General features: G+C 63.3%; 24 protein-coding genes, 1 tRNA gene and 1 pseudogene. 10 read left to right on the top strand and 16 right to left on the bottom strand.

What is annotated here, in order from left to right:
- Positions 1-19: 19 nt before the first annotated feature.
- From ABKF58_RS16705 to ABKF58_RS16690, 4 genes and pseudogenes are all read right to left on the bottom strand, one after another.
- The gene (locus ABKF58_RS16705; RefSeq protein ID WP_482584396.1) at positions 20-139 is read right to left on the bottom strand and encodes a 3-alpha domain-containing protein; all 120 of its coding nucleotides are present in this window, start codon (positions 137-139) and stop codon (positions 20-22) included.
- A 138-nt stretch (positions 140-277) separates the two neighbouring features.
- Positions 278-501 (bottom strand): annotated as a pseudogene (locus ABKF58_RS16700) (MOSC domain-containing protein); the annotation flags it as partial.
- 191 nt (positions 502-692) lie between these two features.
- Complete coding sequence (locus ABKF58_RS16695) at positions 693-1,400, bottom strand: glutamine amidotransferase (protein WP_482582151.1); 708 nt, start codon at positions 1,398-1,400, stop codon at positions 693-695.
- A 378-nt stretch (positions 1,401-1,778) separates the two neighbouring features.
- Positions 1,779-1,863: transfer RNA gene (locus ABKF58_RS16690), tRNA-Tyr, on the bottom strand.
- A gap of 473 nt (positions 1,864-2,336) precedes the next feature.
- On the opposite strand from ABKF58_RS16690, the gene ABKF58_RS16685 reads away from it, so the two are divergent.
- From ABKF58_RS16685 to ABKF58_RS16665, 5 genes are all read left to right on the top strand, one after another.
- Positions 2,337-2,930 carry a BPSL1445 family SYLF domain-containing lipoprotein gene (locus tag ABKF58_RS16685; protein ID WP_008954051.1) on the top strand — a complete coding sequence of 198 codons (594 nt, stop codon included), beginning with the start codon at positions 2,337-2,339 and terminating at the stop codon, positions 2,928-2,930.
- A gap of 275 nt (positions 2,931-3,205) precedes the next feature.
- On the top strand, positions 3,206-3,838 hold the full coding sequence (locus tag ABKF58_RS16680) for a LemA family protein (protein WP_482582149.1): 633 nt from the start codon (positions 3,206-3,208) through the stop codon (positions 3,836-3,838).
- On the top strand, positions 3,838-4,707 hold the full coding sequence (locus ABKF58_RS16675) for a TPM domain-containing protein (protein WP_482582148.1): 870 nt from the start codon (positions 3,838-3,840) through the stop codon (positions 4,705-4,707). Before ABKF58_RS16680 ends, ABKF58_RS16675 begins: the two co-directional genes overlap by 1 nt.
- Before the next feature lie 2 nt (positions 4,708-4,709).
- Positions 4,710-5,207 (top strand): TPM domain-containing protein, encoded by a 498-nt coding sequence (locus ABKF58_RS16670; protein ID WP_482582146.1) that lies wholly within the window; start codon positions 4,710-4,712, stop codon positions 5,205-5,207.
- A gap of 212 nt (positions 5,208-5,419) precedes the next feature.
- Positions 5,420-6,808, top strand: coding sequence for a sodium-dependent transporter (locus ABKF58_RS16665; protein WP_482582144.1), 1,389 nt, complete (start codon positions 5,420-5,422; stop codon positions 6,806-6,808).
- Between the two features lie 110 nt (positions 6,809-6,918).
- On the opposite strand, the gene ABKF58_RS16660 is transcribed toward ABKF58_RS16665, so the two are convergent.
- On the bottom strand, positions 6,919-7,965 hold the full coding sequence (locus ABKF58_RS16660) for a L,D-transpeptidase family protein (protein ID WP_482582142.1): 1,047 nt from the start codon (positions 7,963-7,965) through the stop codon (positions 6,919-6,921).
- On the opposite strand from ABKF58_RS16660, the gene ABKF58_RS16655 reads away from it, so the two are divergent.
- Positions 7,966-8,517, top strand: a complete 552-nt coding sequence (locus ABKF58_RS16655) for a L,D-transpeptidase family protein (RefSeq protein WP_482582140.1) — start codon at positions 7,966-7,968, stop codon at positions 8,515-8,517. It abuts the gene before it with no gap.
- A 28-nt stretch (positions 8,518-8,545) separates the two neighbouring features.
- Here the strand turns inward: ABKF58_RS16655 and ABKF58_RS16650 are convergent, their stop codons facing one another.
- Positions 8,546-8,863, bottom strand: a complete 318-nt coding sequence (locus tag ABKF58_RS16650; RefSeq protein ID WP_482582138.1) for an Lpp/OprI family alanine-zipper lipoprotein — start codon at positions 8,861-8,863, stop codon at positions 8,546-8,548.
- A 421-nt stretch (positions 8,864-9,284) separates the two neighbouring features.
- Positions 9,285-10,952 (bottom strand): alkaline phosphatase D family protein, encoded by a 1,668-nt coding sequence (locus ABKF58_RS16645; RefSeq protein WP_482582136.1) that lies wholly within the window; start codon positions 10,950-10,952, stop codon positions 9,285-9,287.
- A 463-nt stretch (positions 10,953-11,415) separates the two neighbouring features.
- Here ABKF58_RS16645 and ABKF58_RS16640 point away from each other — a divergent pair, with 463 nt between their 5' ends.
- Positions 11,416-13,167 carry a methyl-accepting chemotaxis protein gene (locus tag ABKF58_RS16640; RefSeq protein WP_482582134.1) on the top strand — a complete coding sequence of 584 codons (1,752 nt, stop codon included), beginning with the start codon at positions 11,416-11,418 and terminating at the stop codon, positions 13,165-13,167.
- A 25-nt stretch (positions 13,168-13,192) separates the two neighbouring features.
- On the opposite strand, the gene polX is transcribed toward ABKF58_RS16640, so the two are convergent.
- The 7 genes from polX to ABKF58_RS16605 all read right to left on the bottom strand — a co-directional run bounded on the left by polX (position 13,193) and on the right by ABKF58_RS16605 (position 19,564).
- On the bottom strand, positions 13,193-14,914 hold the full coding sequence (gene polX, locus ABKF58_RS16635) for a DNA polymerase/3'-5' exonuclease PolX (protein WP_482582132.1): 1,722 nt from the start codon (positions 14,912-14,914) through the stop codon (positions 13,193-13,195).
- A 14-nt stretch (positions 14,915-14,928) separates the two neighbouring features.
- Positions 14,929-15,474 carry an HPF/RaiA family ribosome-associated protein gene (locus ABKF58_RS16630; RefSeq protein WP_482582130.1) on the bottom strand — a complete coding sequence of 182 codons (546 nt, stop codon included), beginning with the start codon at positions 15,472-15,474 and terminating at the stop codon, positions 14,929-14,931.
- Positions 15,475-15,520: 46 nt separating this feature from the next.
- Positions 15,521-16,060, bottom strand: coding sequence for a hypothetical protein (locus ABKF58_RS16625; RefSeq protein WP_482582128.1), 540 nt, complete (start codon positions 16,058-16,060; stop codon positions 15,521-15,523).
- A gap of 190 nt (positions 16,061-16,250) precedes the next feature.
- Entirely contained in the window at positions 16,251-17,411 is a 1,161-nt protein-coding gene (locus ABKF58_RS16620) for a sensor histidine kinase (RefSeq protein WP_482582126.1), read from the bottom strand.
- On the bottom strand, positions 17,401-18,687 hold the full coding sequence (gene nosP / locus ABKF58_RS16615; protein ID WP_482582125.1) for a nitric oxide-sensing protein NosP: 1,287 nt from the start codon (positions 18,685-18,687) through the stop codon (positions 17,401-17,403). Before nosP ends, ABKF58_RS16620 begins: the two co-directional genes overlap by 11 nt.
- On the bottom strand, positions 18,684-18,929 hold the full coding sequence (locus ABKF58_RS16610; protein ID WP_482582123.1) for a hypothetical protein: 246 nt from the start codon (positions 18,927-18,929) through the stop codon (positions 18,684-18,686). Before ABKF58_RS16610 ends, nosP begins: the two co-directional genes overlap by 4 nt.
- Positions 18,926-19,564 (bottom strand): substrate-binding periplasmic protein, encoded by a 639-nt coding sequence (locus ABKF58_RS16605; protein ID WP_482582121.1) that lies wholly within the window; start codon positions 19,562-19,564, stop codon positions 18,926-18,928. Before ABKF58_RS16605 ends, ABKF58_RS16610 begins: the two co-directional genes overlap by 4 nt.
- Before the next feature lie 189 nt (positions 19,565-19,753).
- On the opposite strand from ABKF58_RS16605, the gene ABKF58_RS16600 reads away from it, so the two are divergent.
- Entirely contained in the window at positions 19,754-20,527 is a 774-nt protein-coding gene (locus ABKF58_RS16600; RefSeq protein WP_482582112.1) for a DUF5602 domain-containing protein, read from the top strand.
- Between the two features lie 97 nt (positions 20,528-20,624).
- On the opposite strand, the gene ABKF58_RS16595 is transcribed toward ABKF58_RS16600, so the two are convergent.
- A complete protein-coding gene (locus ABKF58_RS16595) occupies positions 20,625-21,176 on the bottom strand; it encodes a cytochrome b (protein WP_482582110.1) in 552 nt (183 codons plus the stop codon).
- A 48-nt stretch (positions 21,177-21,224) separates the two neighbouring features.
- Positions 21,225-21,611, bottom strand: coding sequence for a cytochrome b562 (locus ABKF58_RS16590; protein ID WP_482582108.1), 387 nt, complete (start codon positions 21,609-21,611; stop codon positions 21,225-21,227).
- Between the two features lie 222 nt (positions 21,612-21,833).
- On the opposite strand from ABKF58_RS16590, the gene sbcD reads away from it, so the two are divergent.
- Both sbcD and ABKF58_RS16580 read left to right on the top strand, forming a co-directional pair.
- On the top strand, positions 21,834-23,054 hold the full coding sequence (sbcD, locus tag ABKF58_RS16585) for an exonuclease subunit SbcD (protein WP_482582106.1): 1,221 nt from the start codon (positions 21,834-21,836) through the stop codon (positions 23,052-23,054).
- A complete protein-coding gene (locus ABKF58_RS16580; protein WP_482582104.1) occupies positions 23,051-26,473 on the top strand; it encodes an AAA family ATPase in 3,423 nt (1,140 codons plus the stop codon). The genes sbcD and ABKF58_RS16580 overlap by 4 nt, the downstream gene beginning before the upstream one ends.
- Positions 26,474-26,515 lie beyond the last annotated feature (42 nt).

Raw genomic sequence — 26,515 nt, 5'->3', positions numbered from 1 at the left:
ATCGGCTCCGGCCACGCCTTCAGCCTTCCAGCCGTCTCGACCAGTCTTCCACGGCGCCGCTCTCGAGGCGGCGCCGGAAGGTGCGTTTCCAGTTCTCGGCCAGTGGCGCCAGCTCGGCGGCGGCGGCCCACTCGCGCATTTGCTCGGGCTCTCGCCCGAACAGCGCGTGGATCACCCTCAGCAAGGGCCAGGCTGGTTCAGGACGCTCGGCGAGCACGAGCACATCCCCCGGGCGCACCCAGCCGGTTTGCAGCACACGGTAATACCAGCCGGTCCGGCCCATGTCCTGCATCAACCTGGCCGCTCCTTTGTGCCCCAGGCGGGCATTGAGCTTCCAGCACGGCTGGCGTCCCTGCGACACCTGCACCACCGCCTGGCCCAACTCGAAAACATCCCCCACACAGATAGATTCTTCGGTGAGGCCGCGAGTTGAGAGGTTTTCGCCGAAGGCACCGGCGCCAGCAGCAGCGGCTGTGCGCCCAACTGCTCGATCCAGGCGGGGTAGTGATCGCGCGGGTAATGATGAACGGCCTTTTCCGGACCGCCGTGCACCCGTCGGTCCGCCTGCTCGTCACCGTCGAAGCCCTGTTCCGATAGCCAGAGCGGCGTCGCAACCAGGCTCTTGTGGATTCCGCTCTGGTGAGAAGTGCCTGCCAGCGGTGCGGAACGGCCGACCAGCAGCGCATCCACCGCTATTCGCATCGCGTCGTACCCAGTTGCCGCAGCCAGGCGCCCAGCATCGCCGCGCCGGCCCGGGCCGCGTGGTCGGCGAAGCGGTGGCTGGCGGCACGCAGCTCGGGAACCGACAGGCCGGCATGCTGCAACTCGCCGCTGTGCCCGATCAGCCACGCCTCGATCAGATGGCCGTCGACTTCGGGGTGGAACTGTAGCGCCAGCGCGTTGTTGCCCCAGGCAAAAGCCTGGTGCGGGGTCAGCTCGGTGGACGCGAGCAGCTGCGCGCCGGCCGGCAGGTCGAACGTGTCGCCATGCCAGTGCAGCAGCGGCACCTCTTGCAAACAAGACAGGCTGGAGCGATTGCCGGCCGCCGAGAGCGAGACCGCGCCCCAGCCGATTTCCTTCGCCCGGCCGGGGTAGACCCGGGCCCCGAGCGCAGCGGCCATGATCTGTGCGCCCAGGCAGATGCCGAGCGTCGGCAGACCCTGAGTCAGGCGTCGGGCCACGCCATCGATCTCGCCCCCCAACCAAGGGTAATCAGCCTGTTCGTAGACGCCGATGGGGCCCCCCAGTACCACCAGCAGGTCGGGGCTGAGCCAGTCGTCAGCCTCCATCCGGTCGATGCCGGCCTGGCGGTACTCGACGTCATAGCCGAACTGTTTCAATACGGTGTCGAAGACGCCCAAGTCTTCAAAGGCTACATGCCGTAATGCCAGGCATTTCATAACGTTATCTCCTTGTGGGAACGCGTGCTGACCACCGGATCGGTGGGCATGGCTGACGGGGGTGGGGTAGAGCATCATGGTATGCCCTATGGGTGAATGGTTCCAGCCTTGGCAACCCATTACCGTCTGGCGTTCCGGGACATCGGCGGTCAGGCAGGCCCGGCGACGGGTGTCGGCCACGCTACATGACGCCACGGCCGCATTGTGCATCGGGTTGCAAGAGGGAGCGCTTAGAGAGCTTCTGGAAGTGAAAGCAGGGCGACGATGACGCCATGCCGACGGTGAACGTCGACGCTCGGCAATCGGCTGTCATTAGCTGGGTGCCGGACAGGAAAAACAAAAAGCCCGGAACAAATGTCCGGGCTTTCTATCGAATACTGGTGGAGGGAGAAGGATTCGAACCTTCGAAGGCAGAGCCGTCAGATTTACAGTCTGATCCCTTTGACCGCTCGGGAATCCCTCCTGAAGAGCGGCGAATAATATCGATTCCCGCTCGTGGCGTCAATGCATTGCAACGTTTTTTTGCCGGCAAAATTATCCGCCCCGATACAGAGGGTTTTCTTCACTGGCCGGGAAAGCCGATGCTGGCCTGCCACCCGGCCGCCTGTGTCATCTGTCAGGGTGCTATAACGGAGGGCAAGGCTCGTAGTTCCCCTGTCGTGGCATGCCGAGAAGTCGTGTTGTTTCAGTCCATGGTCATGGTATCTGGCTGTGGTCGGTTCTCGGCCGGCTGACGTTGTATACGCTTGGCAACTTGCTTCATCTCATCTTTCCATCACCATCGTTGCCGTACTGCTTCAGGTCATCCGTGGGGGCTGTGCCGTTCACGGTCGCGGCAGGCGGTGCGGGGCCGATTCCATCCCACGCACTTCAACTGCCTTCCACCGGGGGCAATCGTGTTCCCCGGTACTACCTCGAGACCATCAGGAGGACGATATGCAAACCAGAAAGTTATGCATTGGATTAGTGGCAGCATTATCGGTGTTGGCCAGCGGCTGCACGACCACCACCGGCAAGATGAGCGAATCGCCTTCGACTCGCTCGATGAATGCAGCGAGCGAGGCGCGTGAAATCGACGCCGGGTACGACGCCACGTTGGCACGCCTGTACCGTAACGCGCCGAGCTCTCGCGCCTTGGTGGCCAAAGCCCAGGGTGTGCTGATCTTCCCGTCGGTCATCGCGGCCGGGCTGGTTGTCGGCGGCGAGTACGGCAAGGGGGCGCTGCGGGTTGACGGCAAGCCTTCCGGCTACTACCAGACGGCGAGTGCCTCGTTCGGCTGGCAGATCGGCGCCCAGTCCAAGGCCATCATCTTCCTTTTCATGACCAAGGACGCGCTCGACAAATTCCGCTCTGGCTCGGGCTGGACGGTAGGGGCGGACGCCTCGGTGGCGTTGCTGAAAATGGGTGCCAATGGCGATATCGACCTGAATACGGCGCAACAGCCGGTGGTGGGTTTTGCCCTGACCAACAACGGCTTGATGGCGAACCTGACGTTTGAAGGCACCAAGGTTTCCAAGCTGAACCTGTAGCCGGTGGGCGGGGAGTGATCGCCCATCATTCTTCTTGCTGTAGCGCTTTCTGCAATGGCGGCAGTCGTCGTGGTCACGACGACTGCCGCTGTGGTGTGCGCCGGCCTGTCTCTGCCATGAAGTCCGGGCATCTCCGTTTCCCCTGTCTCTCACCTTGATGTCATTTTGTTTTTTGTTACCGGTTAAGCTGTAATGAAATGATTCAGGGCAGCCCGGTGCAGAGCCGAACGATGCCTGCTCTGAGTGCCTTGCTGCCATATCCAAAGGGGAATCGAATGCGCCAGCTATGGATCGCCTTGCTTGCCGTCATGCTGCTGAGTTTGTCCGGCTGCGGCTACAACACCTTGCAATCCAATGATGAACAGCTCAAGGCCAGCTGGTCGGAGGTGCTGAACCAGTATCAGCGCCGTGCCGACCTGGTGCCGAATCTGGTCAACACCGTCAAAGGCTACGCCTCGCATGAGAAGGAGGTGCTGACGCAGGTCACCGAGGCCCGCTCACGGGTGGGTAGCCTCCAGATCACGCCGGAGCTGGCCAACGATCCGGAGGCGCTGGCCAAATTCCAGTCGGCCCAAGCCCAACTCAGCGGCGCCCTGTCGCGGTTGCTGGTGGTTTCAGAAAACTACCCGCAGCTCAAGGCCGATGCCAATTTCCGCGACCTGCAAGCCCAGCTCGAAGGCACGGAAAACCGCATCACCGTCGCCCGCAACCGCTACATCAAGGCGGTTGAGCAGTACAACGTTACCGTGCGTAGCTTCCCCTCCAACCTGACCGCCATGGCGTTTGGTTTCAAGGTGAAGCCCAACTTCACAGTGGAAAACGAACAGGCGCTCTCCACCGCGCCGCGTGTCGATTTCGGCAGTACGCCCACGCCGTCGACACCGCCCAAAGCCGCCGGGGGTTCCTGATGCGGTCCTGGCGCGTGCTGTTGCTGTGGAGCCTGTTGCTGACCTTGGCCCTGGGCTGGAGCCTGGGGGCGGTCGCCCAGACGGTGGCGGTGCCTCCGCTGAGCGCCCACATCGTCGACCAGACCGCCACCTTGAGCCCGGACCAGACGGAGGCGCTGGAGCAGACGCTGCGCGCCTTCGAGGCGAGCAAGGGCAGCCAGCTGGCGGTTTTGATCGTGCCGACTACGGGGGAGGAGGCCATCGAGCAATACGCGCTGCGCGTGGTTGAGCAGTGGAAGCTCGGCCGCAAAAACGTAGACGACGGCGCGCTGCTGCTGGTGGCCAAGAATGACCGCAACCTGCGTATCGAGGTCGGTTACGGCCTAGAAGGGGCGCTGAACGACGCCACCTGCAAGCGCATCATCAGCGAGATCATCGTGCCGCGTTTTCAGCAGGGCGATTTCTACGGCGGCATCACGGCCGGGGTGGCGCGCATCATCGGGGTCGTCAACGGCGAGCCCCTGCCGCCGCCGTCAAGACCCGCGGCGCAGCGCCAGGTCAGCGTGTCCTCGCTGGCGCCGTTGGTCGTGGTGGTGGCGTTCGTCGTGGGCGGATTCCTGCGCCTGCTGTTGGGCCGGTTGCCGGCGGCGATCGTGACCGGCAGTGCGGTCGCGGTGCTGGCGTGGATGGTGCTGGGAGCGATCACGCTGGCGCTCACGGCGGGGTTGATGGCCTTTTTCTTTACCTTGCTGGGCGGCATGGGGGGGCGCGGCGGATGGCATAGCGGCGGCGGCTGGTCCGGCGGCCGAGGGGGCGGTGGATTTGGTGGCGGCGGGTTCAGCGGCGGCGGTGGCGGTTTTGGAGGCGGCGGCGCCTCGGGCAGGTGGTGAGCATGAATATCAAACGTATCGTTCGGCATCTGACCGTGACGCCCTGGCAAGTCCGGCGCTGTTTCACGGCCAGTACCCTGAACGCAATCGAAGTGGCCATCAAGGACGGCGAGCGACTTCATGCCGGACAAGTGCGCTTTGCCGTCGAGGGTGCCTTGCATACATCGGCGTTGCTCCGTGGCCATACGGCCTGGGCGCAGGCCCTCGACGTATTTTCCCTGCTGCGGGTATGGGATACCGAGTACAACAACGGTGTTCTGATCTACCTGCTGCTGGCGGATCACGATGTCGAGATCGTCGCCGACCGAGGCATCCATGCCAAGGTCGACGCTCATGAGTGGCAGCGCATTTGCCGGATCATGGAAACCTCCTTCAGCCATGGCCACTACGAAGAAGGGGCCGTGGAAGGCATCCTCGCGGTCACCCATCTGTTGGCGAAGCATTTCCCGGCGGAGGGGCATCGCGTCAACGAACTGTCCGATCGGCCGGTGGTGCTGTGACGGGCAGGGCGGCATGGTTCGCCCGCGCTCTCGTGTCCCGCATGCCGGTTTGCTGCCACCCAGCGCCGGACGCCGACGCTTCCTGTTCTGACTTTGGAAGTAGGCCGACCAGGCAATAGCCGGCCAGATCAAAACTTCGTACACTCTCGCCCGAGCGCCCGTCCCCGCCACAAGCGGGACGGGCTTGTCATTTGTTTCAGGCAGAGTTTTCGATGAAAAATCACACTCCACACGCGGCCACGGCGGCAACGGGCAAAACCCGCGATGCGTTTTCTTCCAGTTTCGGCGTGCTGGCCGCCACGCTCGGCTCGGCGGTTGGGCTGGGCAACATCTGGAAATTCCCTTACGTGACCGGTGCCAACGGCGGCGCCGGGTTTTTGGTGATCTACCTGCTGGCCACGCTGCTGGTCGGCTTGCCGGTGATGATTTCCGAGATCATGCTGGGCCGCAAGGCGAAGTCCGATGCGGTGACCACGCTGCGTACCTTGGCTCCGGCGGGACAGCCGTGGTGGCTGATCGGCGCCTTTGGCGTGATTGCGGCGTTTCTGATCATGGCGTTTTACACCGAGGTGGCGGCCTGGGTGTTTGCCTATGTGTTCAAGGCGCTGCGTGGTGACATCCTCTCCAGCAACCCGGCGGTCACTTCGGCGGCCTTCAAGGGGCTGATTTCCGATCCGGTGCAGTCGCTGCTGTGGCAGTGGGGGGTCTTGCTGCTGATCGGCGGAATCCTGCTGTTTGGCGTGGCCAAGGGCATCGAGGCCGTGACCAAGAAGCTGATGCCGCTGCTGTTCGTGTTGCTGCTGGTGATTGGCGCACGCAGCCTGACCTTGCCGGGCGCGGCGCAGGGCCTGTCCTTCCTGTTCACCCCGGACTGGTCGAAGATCAGCGGCGAAGTGGTGCTTGTCGCCATGGGGCTGGCGTTCTTCAAGCTCTCCATCGGCATGGGCACCATGATCACGTACGGCAGCTACTTCCGCGACGACCAGAACATCCCAACCACCACGCTGCGCGTGATGAGCGCCGATCTGTTCGTGTCGATGCTGGCGGGTATCGCCATCTTCCCGGCGGTATTCAGTTTCGGCTTCCAGCCCGGCGCTGGGCCGGCGCTGCTGTTCATCACCATCCCGGCGGTCTTCGCCAGCATGCCGTTCGGCCACGTGTTCATGGTGCTGTTCTTCGTGCTGGCGGCCGTGGCGGCTACCGGTGCCATGCTGTCGCTGCTGGAGGTGCCGGTATCGGTGATGGTGGGCCGCTTCGGTATCAGCCGCCCCCGCGCCACCTTGCTGAACCTGCTGTTGCTGGGCCTGATCGGCTCCAGCTGCGCCTTGTCCAACAACGTGCTGGCCGACGTCAAACTGTTCGGCATGACCTTCTTCGATCTGTTCGACTACCTGACCTCCAACATCCTGCTGCCGTTGGGCGGCATCTTCATCTGCCTGTTCGTGGCCTGGGTCTGGGGCAAGCAGAAAATGCTGGAGGCGCTGAGCAATCAGGGGGTATTGGACAATGGCCGGATCGTGAAGGGCCTGCACGGGCTGCTGAAGCTGGTCACGCCGCTGCTGATCCTGCTGGTGATGTTCAAGGGGCTCGGGTTGATCTGAACCCTGTAGCACGAAGAGCCGCAATGCGGCTCTTTTGCATGGTGCGCCCGGAGCGTTGACGAACGCACGGTGCCGAACTCACGCTTCTTCGGCCAACCTTTGGCGCATGGTTACGGCAATTCGATTTCCTCGCTGGCGGGGAGGCGAGGCAGCAGGGCATTGTTGGCATCGATGCCGTAGGGCTCGAAGTTGTACGGCTCGACGGGCAACTCGCTGAGCCAGTCGTCCAGGCCCGGCTCTGAGGCCGACAGCGCGACCGGCACCGGTTGCGGGGTGGTGGCCAGTTGCATTACCCGCTCCTGGTCGATTTCATCGGGCGGCAGGGGCACGGTCGAGAGCGTTTGCGCGACCCGCTGCTCCAGCGGAACCTTGTCCGGGTACTCGTCCACCGGTTCGAAGGTGGCCATCACCCAGCGGCCGCCATCGTTGCCGACCAGCACGGGCTCGTCGATCACCCTGACCGGCGTCCCCACCTTCATCTGCGGGAAAATCTGCGCGGCATCCTCGGGATACAGATGCAGGCAACCGTGACTGGTGCGCAGGCCCACCCCCCACGGCCGGTTGGTGGCGTGGATGAAGATGCCGGGGAAGCCGGTCTGCATCGCCAGCATGCCCATCGGGTTGTCGGGGCCCGGGGGGAAGTACTCCGGCAGCTCGACGCCATCCTCGCGCAAATGCTCGTCGCGGATGCTCTTCGGAACGAACCAGGCCGGGTCCTTGAATTTAGCCTTGATGCGGGTGGCCCCGAGCGGGGTCGACCAGCCCTCGCGCGCTATACTGATGGGATAGGTGATGACCTGTTGCGGTGGCTGTCCCTTGGTGGTTGCCGGAAAGTAGTACAGCCGCCGCTGCGGGATGTTCAGCACCACGCCCTGCCACGGCTTGGGCGGCAGGATGAACTGGCGCGGCACCACCACGGCGCCGTGCGGCGTCCAGACCGACTGCTCGGGGTTGGCGCGAGCGATCTCCTCGTAGCCGATATCGTAATGGCGGGCAATGTCGGGCAGCGTGTTGTTGCCGGTCGGTTCGACCACCAGTACCTGGCCCACTACGGTCGAGCCGTCGGTCGGCAGCGCAAAGGTAGCGGCCGCCGCGGGGGCCAAGCCGATGACGGCCAGCGTTATGGGCAGGACAAGGCGGGCAAGGGAGCGAGACACATGGCGAGGCTGATCCGGTATGCACTGACCCTGATGTGGCTGGCGCTGAGCATGCCCGCCCAAGCTGGTACCGAGCGCTGGATCGAGGTGGATACCGCCGCCCGCACCCTTACCGTGTACCAGGGCAGCCGCCCGCTGCAGCGCTTCGACAACATTTCGGTGGGGCGGGGCGGCGTCGCGCCGCTCCACTACCACGGCGATGGCAGCACGCCGTTGGGCAGCTTCCACATCATGCGCATTCGCACCCCGCACGTATTCGGCAGTTTCTACCAACTCGATTACCCCCGCCCGGAACACGCCGAGCAAGCTTTTCACGACGGCCGCATCGATGCGGGCACCCGTGACGATATTCTGTTGGCGGCCAGCGCCGGACGGCTGCCGCCGCAATTCACTGCGCTGGGGGGCGCCATCGGCATTCATGGCGTCGGGCGCGGAAGCTATCGTATTCATCGCGACTTCAACTGGACTAATGGCTGCGTCGCGCTCAGCAATGCGCAACTGCACCAATTCGCGCGCTGGGCGCGGCTTGGCATGCGAGTGGTCATCCGCTGAACGCGGAGGCCCACCCGCTCGCTTTCGTCTACTTCATCATGGTTTTCTTGAACATCCGATCCAGCCGCTGATTGGCATCGGTGGCCGTCTGGTTGGCCTGGTTGGCGGTCTGATTGGCCTGGTTCGCCACCGTCATCGCCTGGTCGGCTTTTTTGCCGGCGTTGTCGGCCGAGGCCTGGGCCGAGGCTGCCGCTTTCATCGCCTGATCGGCGGTCTGCTGGGCACGGTCGATATCGGCGCGCAGCTTGTCGACATCGCCTGAGCTGGCACAGCCGCCCAGCAACAGCAGGGATGCCCCTAGTAACGAAGTCAGTACGGAAGTGCGAACGGAACGTGATCGGAACATGGCTTTCCTCCTTCAACTTCAGACAGGATAAAGCGAGTGCTCCGTTCGCCGAAAAAACAACCGATACTGGGCGTCAAGGCACCCGCCGGGGCGGACCCGCCCCACTAGCTGGCCGGTTCGATGGGAGCATCATCCGGTTGCGCGGCGCAGGCTGCCGTACCGTTACGGCCAACGCATGCCGATATATAACCGGAAAACTAGCTGAACCGGCCCTACTTCACTAAGAGGGTGGCAATTCATGTTAGTTCAGGTCGACAGCACGCGTATCACGATGAAATACGGGGGTGTCGCCGCACCGCAAAAAGGAGGTGATGACGGCAGGATGGCCGCCTGCCGGAAAGAGGGCCATGGCACGAGGACGTGACCGGCAATGGCCCTGACCCGCGTGGAACAGAAGGCGGGCGACCCGCGCTGGCTTGCCTTAATCGAGCACGATGCGGCGTTTGGTGATTTCGCCTTCGTCGCCGCCCGCCCAGTTCAATTCGATGATGATTTCCGGATTGGGTCCGGGGCGCGCCCGCACCATCAGGAAGTTGTTGGACCCCGTCAGGGCGTACAGTCGTTCGGTAAAGACATTGTCGTTATTCTCCATGGCGCCGCCTGAACTGATGCCGATCAGGCTCAGTTTGGGCGCCGGCTTGCGGGAGATGGCGCTCGAGGTGGCATGGTAGACCTTGGCGGCGGGGAATTTACGGTGGCGAATCCTGAAGATCGAGGCACAGTGCACGTCCCCGCTGAGGAACACCACTTTCTTGCCGGTCTGATCGATGCTCTTGAACAGGGTCTCCAGGAGCTGATTGCGCTCCCATTGGTTGGTTTCATGACCCCACTCGTCCTTGAAATCATCCTTGGCTTCACCGAGGTCGGCGTAGTTGACCAGGCGATCGACCCAATGGACCACCGGAACCGGCGAGACGATGAACAGCGCATTGGCTTGTTTCACATCCTCGCTCCCCAGCCACTGGCGGAAACGGTCGAACTGGGCCTGACCCAGCAAGATGTTCTTGTCGGGTATTTTCTTGCCCTTGTTCTTTTCGACATCGTGATGACCGCGCATGTCCAGCACGTAGAAGGCCGCGCCGCCATGGCGGAAAGCGTAGTCCCATTGGCATTGGTCGGGGTCCGCGGCGTTGTAGGACGTAGCGGGGTTGTGACTGTGCTCGTATTCGTAATAAGCCTGGCAGGCGGCTTTCCACATCAATTGCAACAGCATCAGGTTGGGCTTGCTGTCTTCTTCCTCCCAGAACGAGCAGATTTGCGCCGCGCGTTCCTTCCAGGTCAATGAGCCCCAGCCGTCCATGATCTCGTGGTCGTCCCAGATCATGTACTGCGGAACTTGTTCGAAGACCGAGCGCAGCTCGGGCACGCTCCAGTAGACCCGGTAATACCAGCGGTAGATGTCGAGCAGGTATTGCTGGATGCCCGCCTCATCGTACTTGCCTTTGCCAAGGGCAAACTTGTCGAGCAGCGCTTTCTTGTTGTCCTTCAGCCAGGACCAGATATCCAGGAAACGATTCTTGCCGTTGGTGTCGACGTAGACCTGATCGCCGCCGCCGATCGAGAAATGGGCCCGGGTGTCTCCCAGCTGTTCGAGATAGTGTGGCCAGGCCCCGGCGCTACCGTTGTTGCTGATATGGTCGTGGCAGCTGTAGAAGCCGAAGACGATCTCGGACGGGGACTCCGGCATGGTGCGGAAATGGCGCGGCGCATCGCCGCCGATTTCGGTGCGGCGCGCCACCTTGCCCGCATCCAGTTCGCTGGCGATGACCGCGTAGTAGTACCGGGTATCCGGGTTGAGGCCGGCGATGTCGAAGACGTGGGTCAGGCTGTTGTCATGCGTGAAATCGTGCTCGCCCAGATAGGCCGCCGCGATCCCGTTGCCGGCCAGAAATGCGGGAACCGTCTTTTCTTCCAGCCGTACCAGGTCGCCGCTCAGCGGGCTCGCCGTGACGACCAGACTCCACTTGCCAGGTTGGTAGATGCGGACCCAGAGCCGCGTGCTGTTGGCGGTGGTGGCCCCAACAATAACGCCACTGGTGAGTTTGCTGTACTTCTGTTCGTTGGATGTCGGATCAAGCAGGGTGGCCATGGTGTCCTCGTAATCGATCAGCTGGCGCCGTACGGCGTTACAAATGCCGATGGCAACGTCAATTGCATATCATTGTTTTATGGACAAAACCGGCACTCCGCAAGGCAGCGCGGTCGCCGACGAGCGGGTGTCAACCCACGCGGACCCGGGGCGGGGCGCACTATCCATCACGGCGTTTACCCGGGCAAAAGCATCTTGAGTCCACCCCTGACAAGTCGACGCCAGGTCATCTTGTGCCGCCTGGCGACAGTTACGCGATTCCCAGGAGCGGGCACGTCGACACGCCAGTAACAGCATGACCATGCTATACAAGTAAAACGGCAAGTGTGCTGCATGGGCGGGGTCTTTACCGGCGGATAGGGGGAGGGTGATGGTGCAAGACGTGGCCGAGGAGAGCCGGGCATATTTATCCACGTTGCTGCCGACGCCGCGTGAGTGGCGTCTTGTCAAAACGGTGGTGCTGGTGTCCCTCGTGATATTTCTGGCCTTGGTGCCGTTTGCCAAGCTCCCGCTCCCGCGCGTTTGGGCCTTTATTCCCGTCTACGAGTCGGCGCTGGTCATCAACGACCTGATCACGGCGGTGCTGCTGTTCGGGCAGTTCCGCATCTTGCGCACCCCCGGATTACTGGTGCTGGCGTGCGGCTATCTCTTTACCGCCTGCATGGCCACGGTGCATGCGCTCACTTTTCCCGATCTTTTTGCGCCGGGGGGATGGCTGGGGGCCGGCCCCCAAAGCACGGCCTGGCTGTATATGTTCTGGCACGCCGGGTTTCCGCTGTTCGTGATCGCCTACGCCTGGCTGAAGGATCAACCGCGTAGCCTCAGTCGCCTGACACGGTTTACGCCCCTGGCGGTGGCCGGCGTGTTCGGCTTGGTGGGTGCGTTCACCGTGGCCGCCACGGTCGGGCAGGACGCGCTCCCGAAAATCATGCGCGGCAACCATTACACCCCGGCCATGGTCTACGTCATCGTCTCGGTCTGGGTCTTCAGCCTGTTCGCCTTGGTCCGGCTGTGGCGCTGCCGGGTGCGTTCGGTGCTTGACCTGTGGGTGATGGTGGTGGTCTGTGCATGGCTGTTCGATATCGCCCTGTCCGCCATGCTCAACGCCGGACGCTTCGATCTGGGCTTCTATGCCGGGCGCATCTATGGCTTGCTGGCCGCCAGTTTCGTGCTGCTGATGTTGTTGCTCGAGAACGGAATGCTCTACGCGCGCCTCGCCCAGATGCATCAGAGCGAACTGCAAAAGAATGCCACGCTGATGGCGCTGGCCCAGCGCATTGCAGAGGGCGATCTGACCGTACGTGTCGACCCGCAGTCCTATATGGGTAGTGTGGGGCAGGCGTTGGAAGAGATGGTGGATAGCCTGCGCGAGATGAATCATGAAATAAGCGGCGGCGTGGCGGTGTTGGCGAGTTCGGCTACCACCATTCTGAGCGGCGCCAGTCAGGTCGCCTCCGGTGCCGCCGATAGCGCCAGCGCGGTGACCCAGGCCGTCATCACCATGGCCGAGACCAAGCAGACCGCGCTGATCGCCAGCGAAAAGGCTCAGCACGTGTCCGAAGCCGCTCAGCGCGCCGCCCAGGTATCGCAGCTGGGCCAGGAGTCGGTGGATGATGCCGTCGCCCGGATGTTGCATATCCGCGAGCACATGGGGCAGATTGCCGCCAGCACGATCAAGCTGACGGAGCATGCGATGATGATCGGCGAAATCATCGCCACCGTGAACGACCTGGCCGATCAATCCAATTTGCTGGCGGTCAACGCGTCGATCGAAGCGGCCAAGGCCGGCGAACAGGGGCTGGGTTTCGGGGTCGTGGCGCAAGAGGTGAGGAGCCTGGCCCAGCAGTCCAAGCAAGCCACGGTACAGGTACGGTCCATCCTCAACGATATCGGGAAGGCGATCAGCGGCGCCGTACAGACGGCGGAGCAGGGGGCGCAGGCGGTGGAATCGGGGGTGAAACAATCCAAAGCGGCCGGCGAGTCGATCCGGCAGTTGGCGGAGAGCATTGCCGAGAGCGCGCAGGCAGCGGCCCAGATTGCCGTCTCGGCGCAGCAGCAGCTGGCCGGCATCGACCAGCTTGCGCAGGCCATGGACGATATCAGCGCCTCGGCCACCCGTAACGCCGAGAGCACGCGCGAGACCGAGGCCGCGGCACAATCGCTGCATGAGCTGGGGCAGACACTGGAAAGAGTGATGCGGCGCTACAAGACGTGAGCAGGGCGGTTCTCCATGCCACCGCTCAGCGCCGCTTGAGGAAGGCCTGCAGTTGCGCCAACGGGCGGGTATTGAGCACGTCCTGTCGTTCCAGCCAGCCGCGTCGCGCCTGCTCCACGCCGTAGCGCAGGTTGCGCAACTCCGCCGTGCTGTGGGCGTCGGAGTTGATGCTGATCAGCACCCCGGCCTCCTTGGCTTCGCGGCAGTGCAGATCGTCCAGGTCCAGCCGCAGCGGCTGGGCATCGAGCTCCAGCACACAGCCGACCTCTCGGGCGCGGTGCAGCACCAGGGCAAAATCGACTGCGATCGGCGCCCGTCGCCCTATCAGCCGTCCGGTGGGGTGGCCCAGGATGTGCACGCGTTGGTCGAGCGCGCGCAACAGCCGGCTGGTCTGCTTGGCGCGTGAGAGACTGAAGTGGTCGTGCATCGCGGCGACCACGATGTCGAGTCTGTCCAGCAGCGCGGCGGAAAGATCGAGCCGGCCATCTTCCAGAATGTCGACCTCCATCCCTTTGAGCAAGGTAACGCCCAGGCCGCCGGCGCTTTGCAGCCGGTCGATCTCGTCCAGCTGCGCCAGCAAGCGCTCCTCGTTCAGTCCGCGGGCAAGGCGTTGCTGCGGCGAATGATCGGTAATGGCCAGATATTCCAGTCCCAGCGCGTGCGCGGCGAGCGCCATGTCCTTGATGCTGTTCTGCCCGTCGCTGGCGACGCTGTGGGTGTGCAGATCGCCGCGCAGGTCCTGCCAGCTCAGCAATGTGGGCAGGCTGCCGTGGCGTGCCGCCTCGATCTCGCCGCGCGCTTCTCGCAGCTCAGGGGGGATCACGGGCAGATGCAGTATGGCGTAGACCGAGGCCTCGCTGTCGCCGGCGATGCGTTGCCCGTCACGGTATACCCCGTATTCGTTGATCTTGAGGCCGCGCTCGCGCGCCATCAGCCGGAGGGCGATGTTGTGCGCCTTGCTGCCGGTGAAATAGAGCAGCGCCGCACCGAAACTCTCCGGGCGCACCACGCGCAAATCCACCTGCAGGCCATTCTGCAGGCGCACGCTGGCCTTGGTTGTGCCCTGCGCCAGCACCTCGTCGACGTCTTCATGGGCGGTAAAGGCAAACGGCACGTCGTAGCCCGGCGCGGCGGCCACCAGGATGTCGATGTCGCCGACCGTGTCGCGGCGGCGCCGGTAGCTGCCGGCCACCTCGACCTGCCGTACCCCCGGCACGCGGCTCAGGTAGTCGAGCAGCTTCTCCACGGTCGGGCGCACGCTGGCGCGCGCCAGCCGGGCATGGGTGTCGAGGTGCTTGGCCAGCGCCTGTAACAGCTGCTGCTCCAGCTTGGGGCCAAAGCCCGGCAGTTGACGCACCAGGCCCTGTTCCGCCGCGTGCTGGAGGTGGGACGGCGAGGTGATCGCCAGCTCGTGATACAGGGTGCGGACCCGCTTGGGACCCAGGCCGGGTATCGACAGCAAATAGGCCACCGCCGGCGGCACCTCGCCGCGCAGCCGATCGAGAAGCGCGCAGGTGCCGGTATGGGCGATCTCGACGATCTTGGCGCCCAGATCCGCGCCGATGCCGGGCAGCTTGGGCAAAGGCAGCCCTTGTGCCACCAACGCGGCCAGCTCCTGGTGGTATTCGCTCAGGGTTCGGGCCGCATTGCGGTAGGCGCGGATACGGAACGGGTTCGCTTCTTCAATGTCGAGAAGATCGGCAATTTCCCCGAATACCTGGCTGATCCTGACGTTGTGCAAGGGCATGGCGGGATAATCGGTCAGTCAGGGTGGTTGCGTTGCTTGCCGGCGCTGACACGCTTGGCTTGCCAGCCCTCTTGCGCCGCCTCGGGAAGAAACTTCACCGCCATGCCTTCGCTGAGCTTGTCGAATGCTTGGTCGACCAGGTTCTCGGCCGAGAAATAGTAGTCGTTTCCATCCTCGCCCTCGATGAAACCGAAGCCATCGAGCAGGCGTGCCACGGTGCCGTGAGTGGGCTCCATATGCTGCTTGGTCTCGCCGCGCAGTATACGAACATGGTCTTCCAGCATGCGCCGTGCGGCGTCGAAGGCGTCGCGCAAGGCCACATAGACATCTTCATGGTTCTGCCGGTTGCTGACGACTTCGGTGCCAGGCGCTGTCATGTCGATCTGCACGAAGTAGTGCTCGCCCTGGTTGGAGTGGCGGTGCGGTAAGCCGACGGTGACGTTGCAGCCGATGAGGCGTGGGAAAAACTGTTCCAGCTTTTCCAGCTTCTGCTGGATATGGGTTGAAAGGGCTTCGGATTCGGGAAGGTTTTCGTAGTTGATTTGCAGCAGACAGGCCATGCTTGCTCTCCTCTGTGTTGTCGCGTGTAGCGCAGGGCAAAAGGGCTCAGGGCAGCCGGTAATCCAGCGGCCAGTATTCCTGGATGTAGTCGAGGATGTTCATGTCGGTATTGGGGGAAATGTGCTCCCAGGGATGGCCGCCGTGATCCAGCCGCGCCAGGCGCTTGTGGCGGATGTTGACTTCGTGCAGCGGCAGTCCTTCGGCCCGGTAGCGGGCAAGGTCTTCCTCGTAGCCGGGCGTGTCGAGGTAGAACAGCCATTCGGTGGCGAAATCGGCTTGCAAGGCTTCCAGCGTGCGGCCGATGTCGTCGTCGACGGGAATCGGCTCCTGCAGCCTGGGGTGGGCATGGCTGTAGTCGTACACCCAGCCGCCGTAGAGGTCGCCATCCTTGGTGGCAAGAAAACGCTGGGGTTCGTCGGTGAAGAAATCTTCCAGCAGGAAGAAGGCACGGTGGAAATGCGCGCCCTTGGCCCCGGTGAACCAGCCCATGACGTGGCGCTCGGTGGTGGTGTAGAGCATGGCGCACAGCAGGCCGCGCTCCTCAGGGGAAAAGGCGAGATACGTTTCAGCTTCGTGGCGTTTCATCCCGTGTGGCCTTTCACCGTCGCCGTGTCGAGGTTGTCCCGACGCCCCACCCGCCGGCGCTGTATTTTCTTGTGAGCCTTGACTGTATTTTTAGTTTAGCTTTCAGGCGGCCGGTGTGCGCCAGATTGGGTATATGACAAGAGGCGCCTGCCGTCGGGCCCATCCGCGTAGAAGCGGATGCCTCTCCGAATCAGGAGTCAGCCCGTTGGACTTCAGCGCTCGCTCGGGGAGGGCGCCACGGGCGCGGTGAGTGGCAGCACCAGTTCAAAGCGCGCTCCCTGTCCCGGCGCGCTCGACACGCTGATGCTGCCGCCCAGCACGGCGGTCGCCAGGTTGTAGACGATGTACAAGCCGAGCCCGCTGCCGCCCATGCCCAGCTTGGTGGTGAAAAAGGGTCAAAAGCATGCTTGGCCGTGGCCTCGTTCATCCCGATGCCGTCGTCCGAATAAGCGAGGGTGACCTGATCCTGATCGGGCTTGGCCTCGATCCGGATCGTTCCCGAGTCGATGCCTTCGAAGCCGTGCAGCAGGGTGTTGGTGACGAGGTTGGAAATGATCTGTTCGATCGGCCCCGGGTAGCTGTCGAGCGTGATGCCGGTGGCGACGGTGACGTCCAGCCGGTGCGCGGTGTGTTTCAACTTGGGCCGCAGCGTCATCAGCACTTCGTCGATGGCCTGGCGCAGGTCGAAACGACGCCGCCGCATGCTGGTTTGGTCGACCGCCACCTCCTTGAAGGTGCCGATCAGGTTGGTGGCGCGCTGCAGGTTGTTTTCCAGCAATGCCACCGCTTCGCCGCTGCGGGCGAGAAAATCGAGCAGAGCCTGCTTGCGCAGCGTGCCGGCAGCGACTTGCGCCAAGAGGGGGTCGAGCATCGCCTTAAGCGATGACGCGACGGTCACCCCGATGCCCAGCGGTGTATTCAGTTCATGGGCCACGCCGGCCACCAAGCTGCCGAGCGAGGCCAGCTTCTCGGCCTGAACCAGTTGATTCATCGCCTGTTTCACTTGGGCGATGAGCAACTTCTGCTCTTCTTTTTCACGCTCCAGCGCTTCGTTGGCCTCCTTGCGTTGTTCGATCTCGCGCTCCATCTGCTCTTGGGCGCGATGCAGGGCGCGGTTGATTTTTTCATTCTCGTGCAGGGCCGCTTCCAACTCCTTGGTGCGCTCGTGCACCTGGTCTTCCAGCATCACCGCGGTCTGGAACAGGCCAAAATCGGAGCCCTGGGTGCTCATCCCCCGTTCGGCGCGGTTCATCAGGGCCGTGACGACCTTGTTGAGACGGGTGATTTCAGCCCGGAGCGCGTCTTCGCCGCGGATGTCGCGGTCATCCCGGGGCGTTTTGTCAGGGGGCATGGCCTTCTCGCGGGTAACCCAGAGCAATGCCGGTCAGCGTCTGGTTGACGTGCACGCCGTGGTATTGCTCGCCGTAGGTGCTGAAGCCGACGACATGGTTTTTGCGCAGCAGCTCCGCCACGGCGTCTTTCGCCCCGCTTTGGGTCATCTCCAGGTTGCGCAGGATGCAATCGCAGGCCAGGACCAGCTGGAACGGGCCGATTTCGGCGCGGATCGTGCCGAAGGTGCGCTTGATATTGCCCAGCAGATCGACGCCGCGCACGACGCGCAACACCAGGCCTTCGTCGATGGCGCAGAAAAAGGTCAGGCTGCCATCCGGGTTGACGCGCTGGATCGAACGGACGTAGTCGGTGCCGTCGATGGTCACCACCACCGGCGAGGCGGCAAAGCGCATCGGGTTGAGATCCCCCACGGCAACGCCGATGACCCGGGCGTATTCCTCGGCGGCGGGCAGGCCATTGATTTCCCGGACGATGCGCTGGCTGGCATCGGCTTCGGTCACGACCAACCGTTCTTCCTCGCTGACGAAGTGCTGGGTCTTGAAGATTTTGAAGGGCAGGCGGGTGCTGACCAGCAGCAGGACGGCGCTGTCGGGGTGAAAGGCCCCGTTGTGGAATACCCAGGTGCGGGTCAGCTTGAGGTTGTCACCGGCCGACCCTCCGAAAAGCGTTATCGCGCCGAGCGCATCCTGCAGGGCGCGCGCCACCGGTTCTTCCCGGCGCGACAAGCCGTCGATGAGCAGGAACGAAAAACAGTTCTCCGGGCCGACTGCCGGTGCGGTGGCCTCCAGTTGCTGCAGCAGGGGCTGCACGAAGGCGGCGCCTTCGCCGATCTGGAAGTGCTGCAAGTCACCGATGCGGCCTGACACCGCGGCGCATGACGCCGCGGGAAAGCTGGCACCGGTCAGCCCTAGATCGTGGTAGCCGACGGGCCCGATCTCTCCGGCGGCGGTACAGCCAACCACCGTGACACCTTGAAACAGCTTCGTCATTTCGTCCGCCAGCGCGTCGAGGTCGTAATCGCTGGAACAGAAAAACACGACCAGTGCCATCCCGGGCTGGCAGACCCCGGCGTAGAACTCCCGCACGGCCGCCCGAGCATCGCCGGCGCGCGATTGTGCGGTACGGATGGTGTTTGGAATGCTCACGATGACTTGCCCTTTGTAAGTCGCGTTGGCTCCCGTTCGTTCCGAGATGCCAGAAGCCGCGGAGAGGCAGCGCTGTGTGATCGGGGGCGTCCAATCCGCCGTTGAGCGTGAGCTGAGCGATCGCCTCACCTGCGGGCGCGCTCCCGACGGAGGCGTCTCTCTTCTTTATACGTGCAACGTGCACCGCGTGTGCCGTGTTTGTGACATGCGTGGTTAAACGTGCGGGGCTTGGGCGATGGGTCGAGATGGTACTTTTCCCGCAGGTGGTCGAGCTGGCCCGATGCCCTGATCTTGCCCATTCCATCATCGATGGCGCGAATCAGTTGCCGCGCTCTCGGGTTGTTTTTGCCAATGCCGATCACCAGCTTCAATCGCCCCTCCAGGCAGCCGGCGTTACGAACCCGGTCGGGGGTATCTTTTGACGCAGGACGAGATGGCGCATCACGGCTTCATGCTCAACCGCCACCGGGTATCGCCCGGTCAGCAGCTTGTTGAGATTGGTCTCGCCGGCATTCTGGCCTCTATTGAAATCAAGCAGTGAAGCAGCGGCGTGCCGGCGCGCCTGGAGGTAGGCGTCAAACGCGCCGCCATCATAACCGTAGTCGGCAATGGCCCCGAGCGGCACCGCCCGCAGCGAGGCCTGCCCGGTGTAGCGCCATGTGCTGTGCTGCAGGGTATAGAAGCAGGCGCGCGAAAAGGCCAGAGGCCGGCTCAGGACCAGCCGGTCATCGATGGGGGCGGCGTAAACACCGTCGATATCCCGTTCTTCGGCCAACGTCATCGCCCGATTCAAGGGCATCAGCAACGACTCCAGCCGATAACCGGCCGCGGACACGATCTGCCCGGTCAGCTCCACCATGAAGCCGCCGGTAATCGTACTGTCCTGGGCGCAGATGTAAGGGCACCAATTGTCCGAAGCGAGCCGGATACTCGGCGCCGACACGGCCGCCAGCGGCAGGGCGGGCAAGCACAACAAAGCCATCAAGGCACGGAGCAGGGTGTTCATATGGGTCTGACGAATCAGGGCAGGAGGGCGACGGCGGTTGCGGGTACTTCAGCTTAGCTCACGGTGCGAGTATCGCTTTCGCACTGAAAAAGGCGGCATGCTTCACTAAGATGCAAGCACACCAGTTGTTGGCCGCCGTGCGGACGGCAATCCGTTTATCCACTTCAGGGAGTGAGAAGAATGATGGGAATGCATGCACTCAGCAAGTCACCGCCCTTGACCCTTGCGATGGTCGCCATCATGGCAATGGCCGCCGGATGGGCGCAGGCCAAGGAGGCCGTATACGAAGGGAAACCGGTGCGCATCGGGCAGGGCCAGGCCCATACCGTGGTACGCACGGACGCCAGCGGCAAGCCGATCTCGATCGGCCTGGTCTTCACCGAGACCGCGCTGCAAGGGCTGCCTGCTGCAGCGGCGGGCGGGCATGGCGATTTCCCCTATCAGCTCGGCATGCCAAGGAAAGGTCCCAGGACGGTGGTCGACCACGTGGTGATCGACTGGGAATCTACCGGCCATCCGCCACCCAAGGTGTACGACGTGCCGCATTTCGACTTCCATTTCTACCTGGTCAAACCTTCCGAACGGATGAAGGTGACGTTCAAGAACGAGGGCGAATCGGGCGATCCGTCCCAGCAGCCGCCGGCTGAAGGACTGCCCGCGGGTTATATCGTGCCCCCCGGCACCGCCGTGCCCGGGATGGGCGTGCACGCGGTCAACCCGCACTCGCCGGAGTTTCAGGGGCAGCCGTTCACGGCCACCTTCATTTACGGCTACCACGACAAGAAGCTGACCTTCCTCGAACCCATGGCCGCACTCTCGTTCCTGGAGTCGCAACCCAATTTCTCGGCACCCATCCCGAGGCCGGCAAGCTACAGCAAGCAAGGCCTCTATCCTTCCAGTTACAGCGTCAAATACGACCAGGCCAGCAAGAGCTACGAAGTGACGCTGGCAGACTTGCAATAGAGGTTTGTGCCAAGGGGGCGTGCCAGGCGCGTCCCTGCCGTCCCTCGCATCAAGAGATCAGAACCATCAGCCCGCCAAGAGGCGGGCTTGATGCTTTTTAGCGACGAGTTTCTTTGGCCAAAGAAGACGGCAGGATGCGGCTCAGTACGTTTTCGGATGTGAGCACCGCGTGCATCAGTGCCCCGGATACATGCAGGCCGAGCAATACGGCGAAGCCCGCTGCGGCGGCAGAATGCATATCCCCAAACAGAGGTGACAGGGCCCGGTTCTTTTCCAGCAAGGTGGGCAGGTCGAACAGACCAAACACGCTAACCGCATGACCTGCTGCATTCGTTTTGAGCCAGCCCAATACCGGAATACCCAGCATGCTGAGGTACAACAGGCCATGTACCGCCTTTTCGGCTAGGTACTGTTTTGATCCCTTGGTATTGATCGACGGGGGCAGGGCGCGGCGGTGAATCCGCTTATTCAGTACTCGCAGCACGGCCAGGATCAAAACGCTGGCGCCTATCGATTTATGCAAGGACATCAAGTCCATGTTGTCGTCGAGCATCCAGCCAATGGCCAGGTTTCCTATGATGGCAATGGCTACCAGCCAATGAAGAAGGCTAACAGATAGCGGGTATTTCTTGGTCGACAAGGCCGACATAGACGTGACTCCTGAGTTTGATGTTTTGCTGATGGGCTCAATCAAGGCTTAGGTCAGCAAGTCGTGATAATGCTTTTTGCTGGTATTGATTTTTTGCAAGGCGGCTTTTGCTGCCTTCAAATCATTGGCGTGAACGGCCTGGTTGACGACGTTAAGCTCTTGTTGCAGCTCCTGCATCCCCTTGCGGTAGGTTTCAGCGTCGCTTTTGTATTGAAGCTTGCTGGCCTTGGTCGCATCGACCTGCAGCCGATTGGCATATTGAGAAAATTCCGGAATGGTGGTGCTGTTCATGGCACCTTTCATGGCGACTTTCATGTCCTTCATGACATTCTTTACTTCACCCGCCTGAACCGGCGAACAGAATGCGAATGCGGAGACCATCAATGCAATGGTCACGAAGCCAGCTTTGCGGTTGAACTGACGAGAGGTATTCATGTGGGTCTCAGTTGCCGTGGAAGATATGCCCGACACCATAAGTCCGTGTTATTAAACCTAACTTAAGGACGATCTGAGGACGAAGGTGGAGATTCCTTCTCCGCCGGACCGGCATACGGCGCCTACCACTTCTGATTGCCTGGGTGGACTGGCCGGCCTCGGCACACATGCGGCCCACCCGGCTTGCTACAATCCACCGCATTGCAACGTCTTCGCTTCCCAATGCGCATCCTCCATACCTCTGACTGGCATCTGGGCCAGCACTTCATGGGCAAGACCCGTCAGGCAGAGCACCAAGCCTTCATCGACTGGCTGATCCGGCAAGTTCGCGACCACGCCGTCGACGCCGTCATCATCGCCGGGGACATCTTCGATACCGGCGCCCCACCCAGCTACGCGCGCGAGCTGTACAACCGGCTGGTGGTTGACCTGCACGACGGTGGCACCGCGCTGGTGTTGCTGGGTGGCAACCACGATTCGGTGGCCACGCTGGGAGAAAGCCGGCCCTTGCTGGCCTACCTCAGCACCACGGTCATTCCCGCCGTCGAAGAAAACCTCGATCACCAAGTGCTGGTGCTGAATAAACGTGACGGCACGCCCGGCGCCATCGTCTGCGCCATTCCGTTCATCCGTCCGCGCGACGTGCTGCAGAGCCAGGCCGGGCAGAGCGCGGAGGAGAAACAGCTCTCGCTGCAGGAAGCCATCCATCGGCACTATCAGGCCGTGTACCAGCTCGCCTGCGCCAAACGCGAGGCGCTGCGCACGCCCTTGCCGATTATCGCCACCGGCCATCTCACCACCGTCGGCGCCAGCGCCAGCGAATCGGTGCGGGAGATCTACGTCGGTGCGCTGGAAGCCTTCCCGACCACCGCTTTCCCCCCGGCCGATTACATCGCGTTGGGTCATATCCATCGCCCACAGAAGGTGGGCGGGCTGGAACACGTCCGCTACAGCGGTTCGCCCATCCCCTTGAGCTTTGACGAAGCCAGCCAGCAAAAGGAAGTGCTGCTGGTGGACGTGGACGATATCGGCCTGATGGGTGTGACGGCGCTACCCGTGCCACGCTTCCAGCAACTGGTTTCGCTCAAGGGTGATTTGAAGACACTGGAAAGCCAGATTCAGGAGGCAGTCCAACTGGGCAGTGCCGCGCAGCCGGTGTGGCTGGAAGTGCTGGTGAAGGGAGATGACTACCTGTCGGATCTGCAAACCCGCATCCAGAGCATGACCGAAGGCCTGCCGGTGGAAGTGCTGCGCCTGCGCCGGGATCGGGGCAATGCCGTCGCCGCCCTGCAAGCGGCTGCCAAAGAAACGCTGGACGAACTGACGCCGTTCGACGTGTTCGGCAAACGGCTGGAGCAGGAAACGCTGGACGAGGGGCTACGGGCACAGCTGGAGGCACGCTACCGCCGTATTGTGACCAGCCTGCAGGAGGGCGCGGCATGAAGATCCTGACCCTGCGCCTCAAAAACCTCAACTCGCTCAAGGGCGAGTGGAAAATCGACTTCACCCAGCCGCCGTTCAAGAACAATGGCCTGTTCGCCATCACCGGCCCCACCGGCGCCGGCAAGTCCACGCTGCTCGATGCCATCTGCCTGGCGCTGTACCACGAAACCCCGCGCCTCAAGACCATCTCGGCCTCGTCCAACGAGATCATGACGCGCCACACGGCGGATTGCCTGGCCGAGGTGGAGTTCGAGGTGAAGGGTCAGGTGTACCGCGCGTTCTGGAGCCAGCGCCGTGCGCGCGACAAGAACGATGGCGCTTTGCAGGCGCCCAAGGTGGAGCTGGCCGATGGCGCCGGCAACATATTGACCTCCCAGATCAACGACAAGCTCAAGCGCATCGAGGCGATTACCGGGCTGGACTTCGCCCGTTTCACCAAGTCGATGATGCTGGCGCAAGGCGGTTTTGCCGCCTTCCTCAACGCCAGCGCCAACGAGCGCGCCGAACTGCTGGAAGAGCTGACCGGCACCGACATCTACGGCCAGATTTCGCAGCGCGTGTTCGAGCAGGCACGCGATGCCAGGCAGGCGTTGGATCAGCTCAAGGCCAAGGCCGACGGGGTCGAGCTGTTGCCCGAAGAGCGCCGGCAAGCGATGCAACAGCAAATCGGCGAACTCACGCATCAGTTGACGGCACTGCACGCCGAGCAGGAGCAAACCCGGACCCTGCGCCAGTGGCGTTATGAAGTGGGTCAGGCCGAGTTGGCCGAACAGCAAGCGCAGGCCGCCGAACAAGCCGCCCAGTACGCACTCCGTCAGGCCGAGCCGGAACTGCAACGTCTGCAACGGAGCGATCCGGCTGAGGCGATCCGCCCCGTCTATCTGACGTGGCAGGACGCGATGGCCCGGCAAGGCCAGACCCGGAGCGCCCTGGAGGGGGTTCTGGAGCAGCTCGCCGCCAGCCGACAGCAGTCGGTGTCGGCCCACTGGCAGGCCACAACTATTGCCGAAGGCTTGGCGGCACGCGAGCAGCAACGCGGGCAGGCCGTGCAGAACGAACTCCAGGCCAGCCAGGCGTGGCTGGCTCAGCACGCCCACTTTGCCGGGCTGGGCGAGAAACTGAGCGGCTGGCAGAGCGAGTACGGCCAGATTCAGCAGGCGCAACAAGCGGTGCAGCAACTGCAAACCCAGCAGCAGGCGCAGCAGGCTGAACTGGCCGACATCGAAGCTCGCCTGGCCCGACAAGAACAGGCCTTGCAGCAAGCCATTGCCAGTCACGAACAATGCCTGCAAGCCACGCAAGAGACTGAGCGCCAGGCGGCCGCGCTGCTGCAAGGCCAGACGCTGGCGGGCCTGCGCGACAGCTGGCAGCGCATGCAGGAACAGCTGCAGGCATGGCGGCAAGTGGCCCAGCAAGCAACGCAACTGCGCCAACTCGCCGCCCAGCGCGTGCAACAGGAAACCAGCCTTACCGACACCCAGCAACAGTTGGCCGAACAGCAAACCGGGCTGGACGCCCTGCGCCGCGACTATCGGCAGCTGAAAGAGCAGGTGGACGACAAGCGCAAGCTGCTGCTGCAAGAGCAGCGCATCCAGAGCCTGGAAGCGCACCGGGCCGCGTTGCAGCCGGGCGAGGCCTGCCCCTTGTGCGGCTCGCACGAGCACCCCGGCATCCAGTCCTATCAGCAGCTGGACAGCTCCGCGACCGAGCGCGCCCTGCAGGAAAAGGAAGCCGCGCTGCAGCGGCTCGAAGAAACCGGCAACGCCGCCAAGAGCCAGCTCGCCAGTCTGACTGGCCGGCAGGAACAGCAGCAACAGTCGCTCGTAGTGCTGGCGCAATCGCTCCAGCACGCCCAGGCCGAGTGGAACGCCAAGGCCGCTCAGCTCGGCCTGAGCGATAACGAGTGGCAGCACGAACCCTCCTTGCAGCAAGGGCTGACCACGGCGGAGCAGCAGGAAGCCGCCCTCAAGACCACGCTGCAGCAGGCCGAAACGGCACAGCAAAGGTTGGCCGAAGCCCAGCAGCAAGAGGGGCAATGCGCCTCACATCGGCAGGAGGCCGGCCAGCAGCACGAACTGCTGCAGCAAAGCCAAGCCCATGCGGCCAAGCGCCTGGCCGAGCTGCAACAACAGCGGGACGTCGCCTTGCGTGCCGCACAGCAAGCCAGCGAGCGCCTGGTTGCCGCCATCGCCGCCGCCGGATTCACGATAGACGGCGAGATGGCCCACTGGCTGGCCGGGCGCCAGCAAGACTGGCAGACATGGCAAGCCAAACAGCGGGAGCAGCAACAGCAAGAAGCCGAGCGGCTCAAGCAGCAGGCGCGCAGCGAACAGGCGGCCAGGCTGGCTCAGGCCTGGCAGGCACGGTGGAACAAGCTGGGCGTCGAGGCGCCCGGCCCCCGGGCCGACGGGGTAACCGACGAGGCGGCGCTCGCTCTCTGCGCCGAGCGGGTAGAAGCGCTGTCCGCACAGATCGCCAGCCTGCAAGGCCAGCGCGCCCAACTGGAGACAGACCTGCACGCGCAGCAACGGCAGGGCGTCGACGCCGAATCCGCCTGGCTGGCGGCGCTGGCGGCCAGCCCGTTTGCCGATGGAGACGCCTTCCGGCAAGCCCTGCTGCCGGCCGAAGAACGCCAGCGGCTGCAAACCCTGCGCCACCAGCTTCAGCAAGCGGTGGAACAGCGCCAGGCCGTGCTCCACACCGCCACCGCGACCTTGTTCGCCCTGCAACAGCAGGCCCGCACCCCGCTCGCCCTGGCGGAACTGGACGCCGCCCTCGCCACGCTCGACGCGCAGCGGCAGGCCCTCTCCAGCCAGCAAGGCGCCCTGCAGGCGCTGCTCAACGACGACGCCCTGCGCCGGCAAGGCCAGCAGGCGCTGTTTCAGCAGATCGAGCAGCAGGCGGCCGACGTGGACATCTGGCAGCGGCTCAACAGCCTCATCGGCTCGAAAGAGGGCGACAAATTCCGCAAATTTGCCCAAGGGCTGACGCTGGACCACCTGATGCACCTGGCCAACCGCCATCTCGAACGGCTGCACGGCCGCTATCTGCTGCAGCGCAAGCCGACCGGTGAACTGGAGCTGGAAATCGTCGATACCTGGCAGGCCGACGTCACGCGCGACACCCGTACGCTGTCGGGCGGCGAGAGTTTCCTGGTCAGCCTGGCGCTCGCCCTGGCGCTGTCCGACCTGGTCAGCCACAAGACCTCGATCGACTCGCTGTTCCTCGACGAAGGCTTCGGCACGTTGGACGGTGAAACGCTGGAAGTGGCGCTGGACGCGCTGGACGCCATCAACTCCAGCGGCAAGTCCATCGGGGTGATCAGCCACGTGGCCGGCATGCAGGAGCGCATCGCGGTGCAAATCGTCATCCGCAAGGCCAGCGGCCTGGGGGCGTCCCGCATCGAGATCGCTGCCTGACGGCCGCCTGTGCGGCTTGTCACGGAAGGGGGCATCAGGCAA

This window comes from Pseudogulbenkiania sp. AW2-16 (genome assembly GCF_056824575.1).
The sequence above is the reverse complement of the archived record's forward strand: the minus strand, read 5'-3'. Positions and strand labels throughout refer to the sequence as shown.

What these genes read in the sequence shown, in the direction of transcription:
- ABKF58_RS16600 (WP_482582112.1), top strand. Translation starts at nt 19,754, where the DNA reads ATGCATGCACTCAGCAAGTCACCGCCCTTGACCCTTGCGATGGTCGCC.
- ABKF58_RS16605 (WP_482582121.1), bottom strand. Translation starts at nt 19,564, where the DNA reads ATGAACACCCTGCTCCGTGCCTTGATGGCTTTGTTGTGCTTGCCCGCC.
- ABKF58_RS16685 (WP_008954051.1), top strand. Translation starts at nt 2,337, where the DNA reads ATGCAAACCAGAAAGTTATGCATTGGATTAGTGGCAGCATTATCGGTG.
- ABKF58_RS16680 (WP_482582149.1), top strand. Translation starts at nt 3,206, where the DNA reads ATGCGCCAGCTATGGATCGCCTTGCTTGCCGTCATGCTGCTGAGTTTG.
- ABKF58_RS16645 (WP_482582136.1), bottom strand. Translation starts at nt 10,952, where the DNA reads ATGGCCACCCTGCTTGATCCGACATCCAACGAACAGAAGTACAGCAAA.
- polX (WP_482582132.1), bottom strand. Translation starts at nt 14,914, where the DNA reads ATGCCCTTGCACAACGTCAGGATCAGCCAGGTATTCGGGGAAATTGCC.
- ABKF58_RS16650 (WP_482582138.1), bottom strand. Translation starts at nt 8,863, where the DNA reads ATGTTCCGATCACGTTCCGTTCGCACTTCCGTACTGACTTCGTTACTA.
- ABKF58_RS16670 (WP_482582146.1), top strand. Translation starts at nt 4,710, where the DNA reads ATGAATATCAAACGTATCGTTCGGCATCTGACCGTGACGCCCTGGCAA.
- ABKF58_RS16695 (WP_482582151.1), bottom strand. Translation starts at nt 1,400, where the DNA reads ATGAAATGCCTGGCATTACGGCATGTAGCCTTTGAAGACTTGGGCGTC.
- ABKF58_RS16590 (WP_482582108.1), bottom strand. Translation starts at nt 21,611, where the DNA reads ATGAATACCTCTCGTCAGTTCAACCGCAAAGCTGGCTTCGTGACCATT.
- ABKF58_RS16630 (WP_482582130.1), bottom strand. Translation starts at nt 15,474, where the DNA reads ATGGCCTGTCTGCTGCAAATCAACTACGAAAACCTTCCCGAATCCGAA.
- ABKF58_RS16595 (WP_482582110.1), bottom strand. Translation starts at nt 21,176, where the DNA reads ATGTCGGCCTTGTCGACCAAGAAATACCCGCTATCTGTTAGCCTTCTT.
- ABKF58_RS16620 (WP_482582126.1), bottom strand. Translation starts at nt 17,411, where the DNA reads ATGCCCCCTGACAAAACGCCCCGGGATGACCGCGACATCCGCGGCGAA.
- ABKF58_RS16625 (WP_482582128.1), bottom strand. Translation starts at nt 16,060, where the DNA reads ATGAAACGCCACGAAGCTGAAACGTATCTCGCCTTTTCCCCTGAGGAG.
- ABKF58_RS16665 (WP_482582144.1), top strand. Translation starts at nt 5,420, where the DNA reads ATGAAAAATCACACTCCACACGCGGCCACGGCGGCAACGGGCAAAACC.
- ABKF58_RS16655 (WP_482582140.1), top strand. Translation starts at nt 7,966, where the DNA reads ATGGCGAGGCTGATCCGGTATGCACTGACCCTGATGTGGCTGGCGCTG.
- ABKF58_RS16705 (WP_482584396.1), bottom strand. Translation starts at nt 139, where the DNA reads ATGCGCGAGTGGGCCGCCGCCGCCGAGCTGGCGCCACTGGCCGAGAAC.
- sbcD (WP_482582106.1), top strand. Translation starts at nt 21,834, where the DNA reads ATGCGCATCCTCCATACCTCTGACTGGCATCTGGGCCAGCACTTCATG.
- ABKF58_RS16580 (WP_482582104.1), top strand. Translation starts at nt 23,051, where the DNA reads ATGAAGATCCTGACCCTGCGCCTCAAAAACCTCAACTCGCTCAAGGGC.
- ABKF58_RS16675 (WP_482582148.1), top strand. Translation starts at nt 3,838, where the DNA reads ATGCGGTCCTGGCGCGTGCTGTTGCTGTGGAGCCTGTTGCTGACCTTG.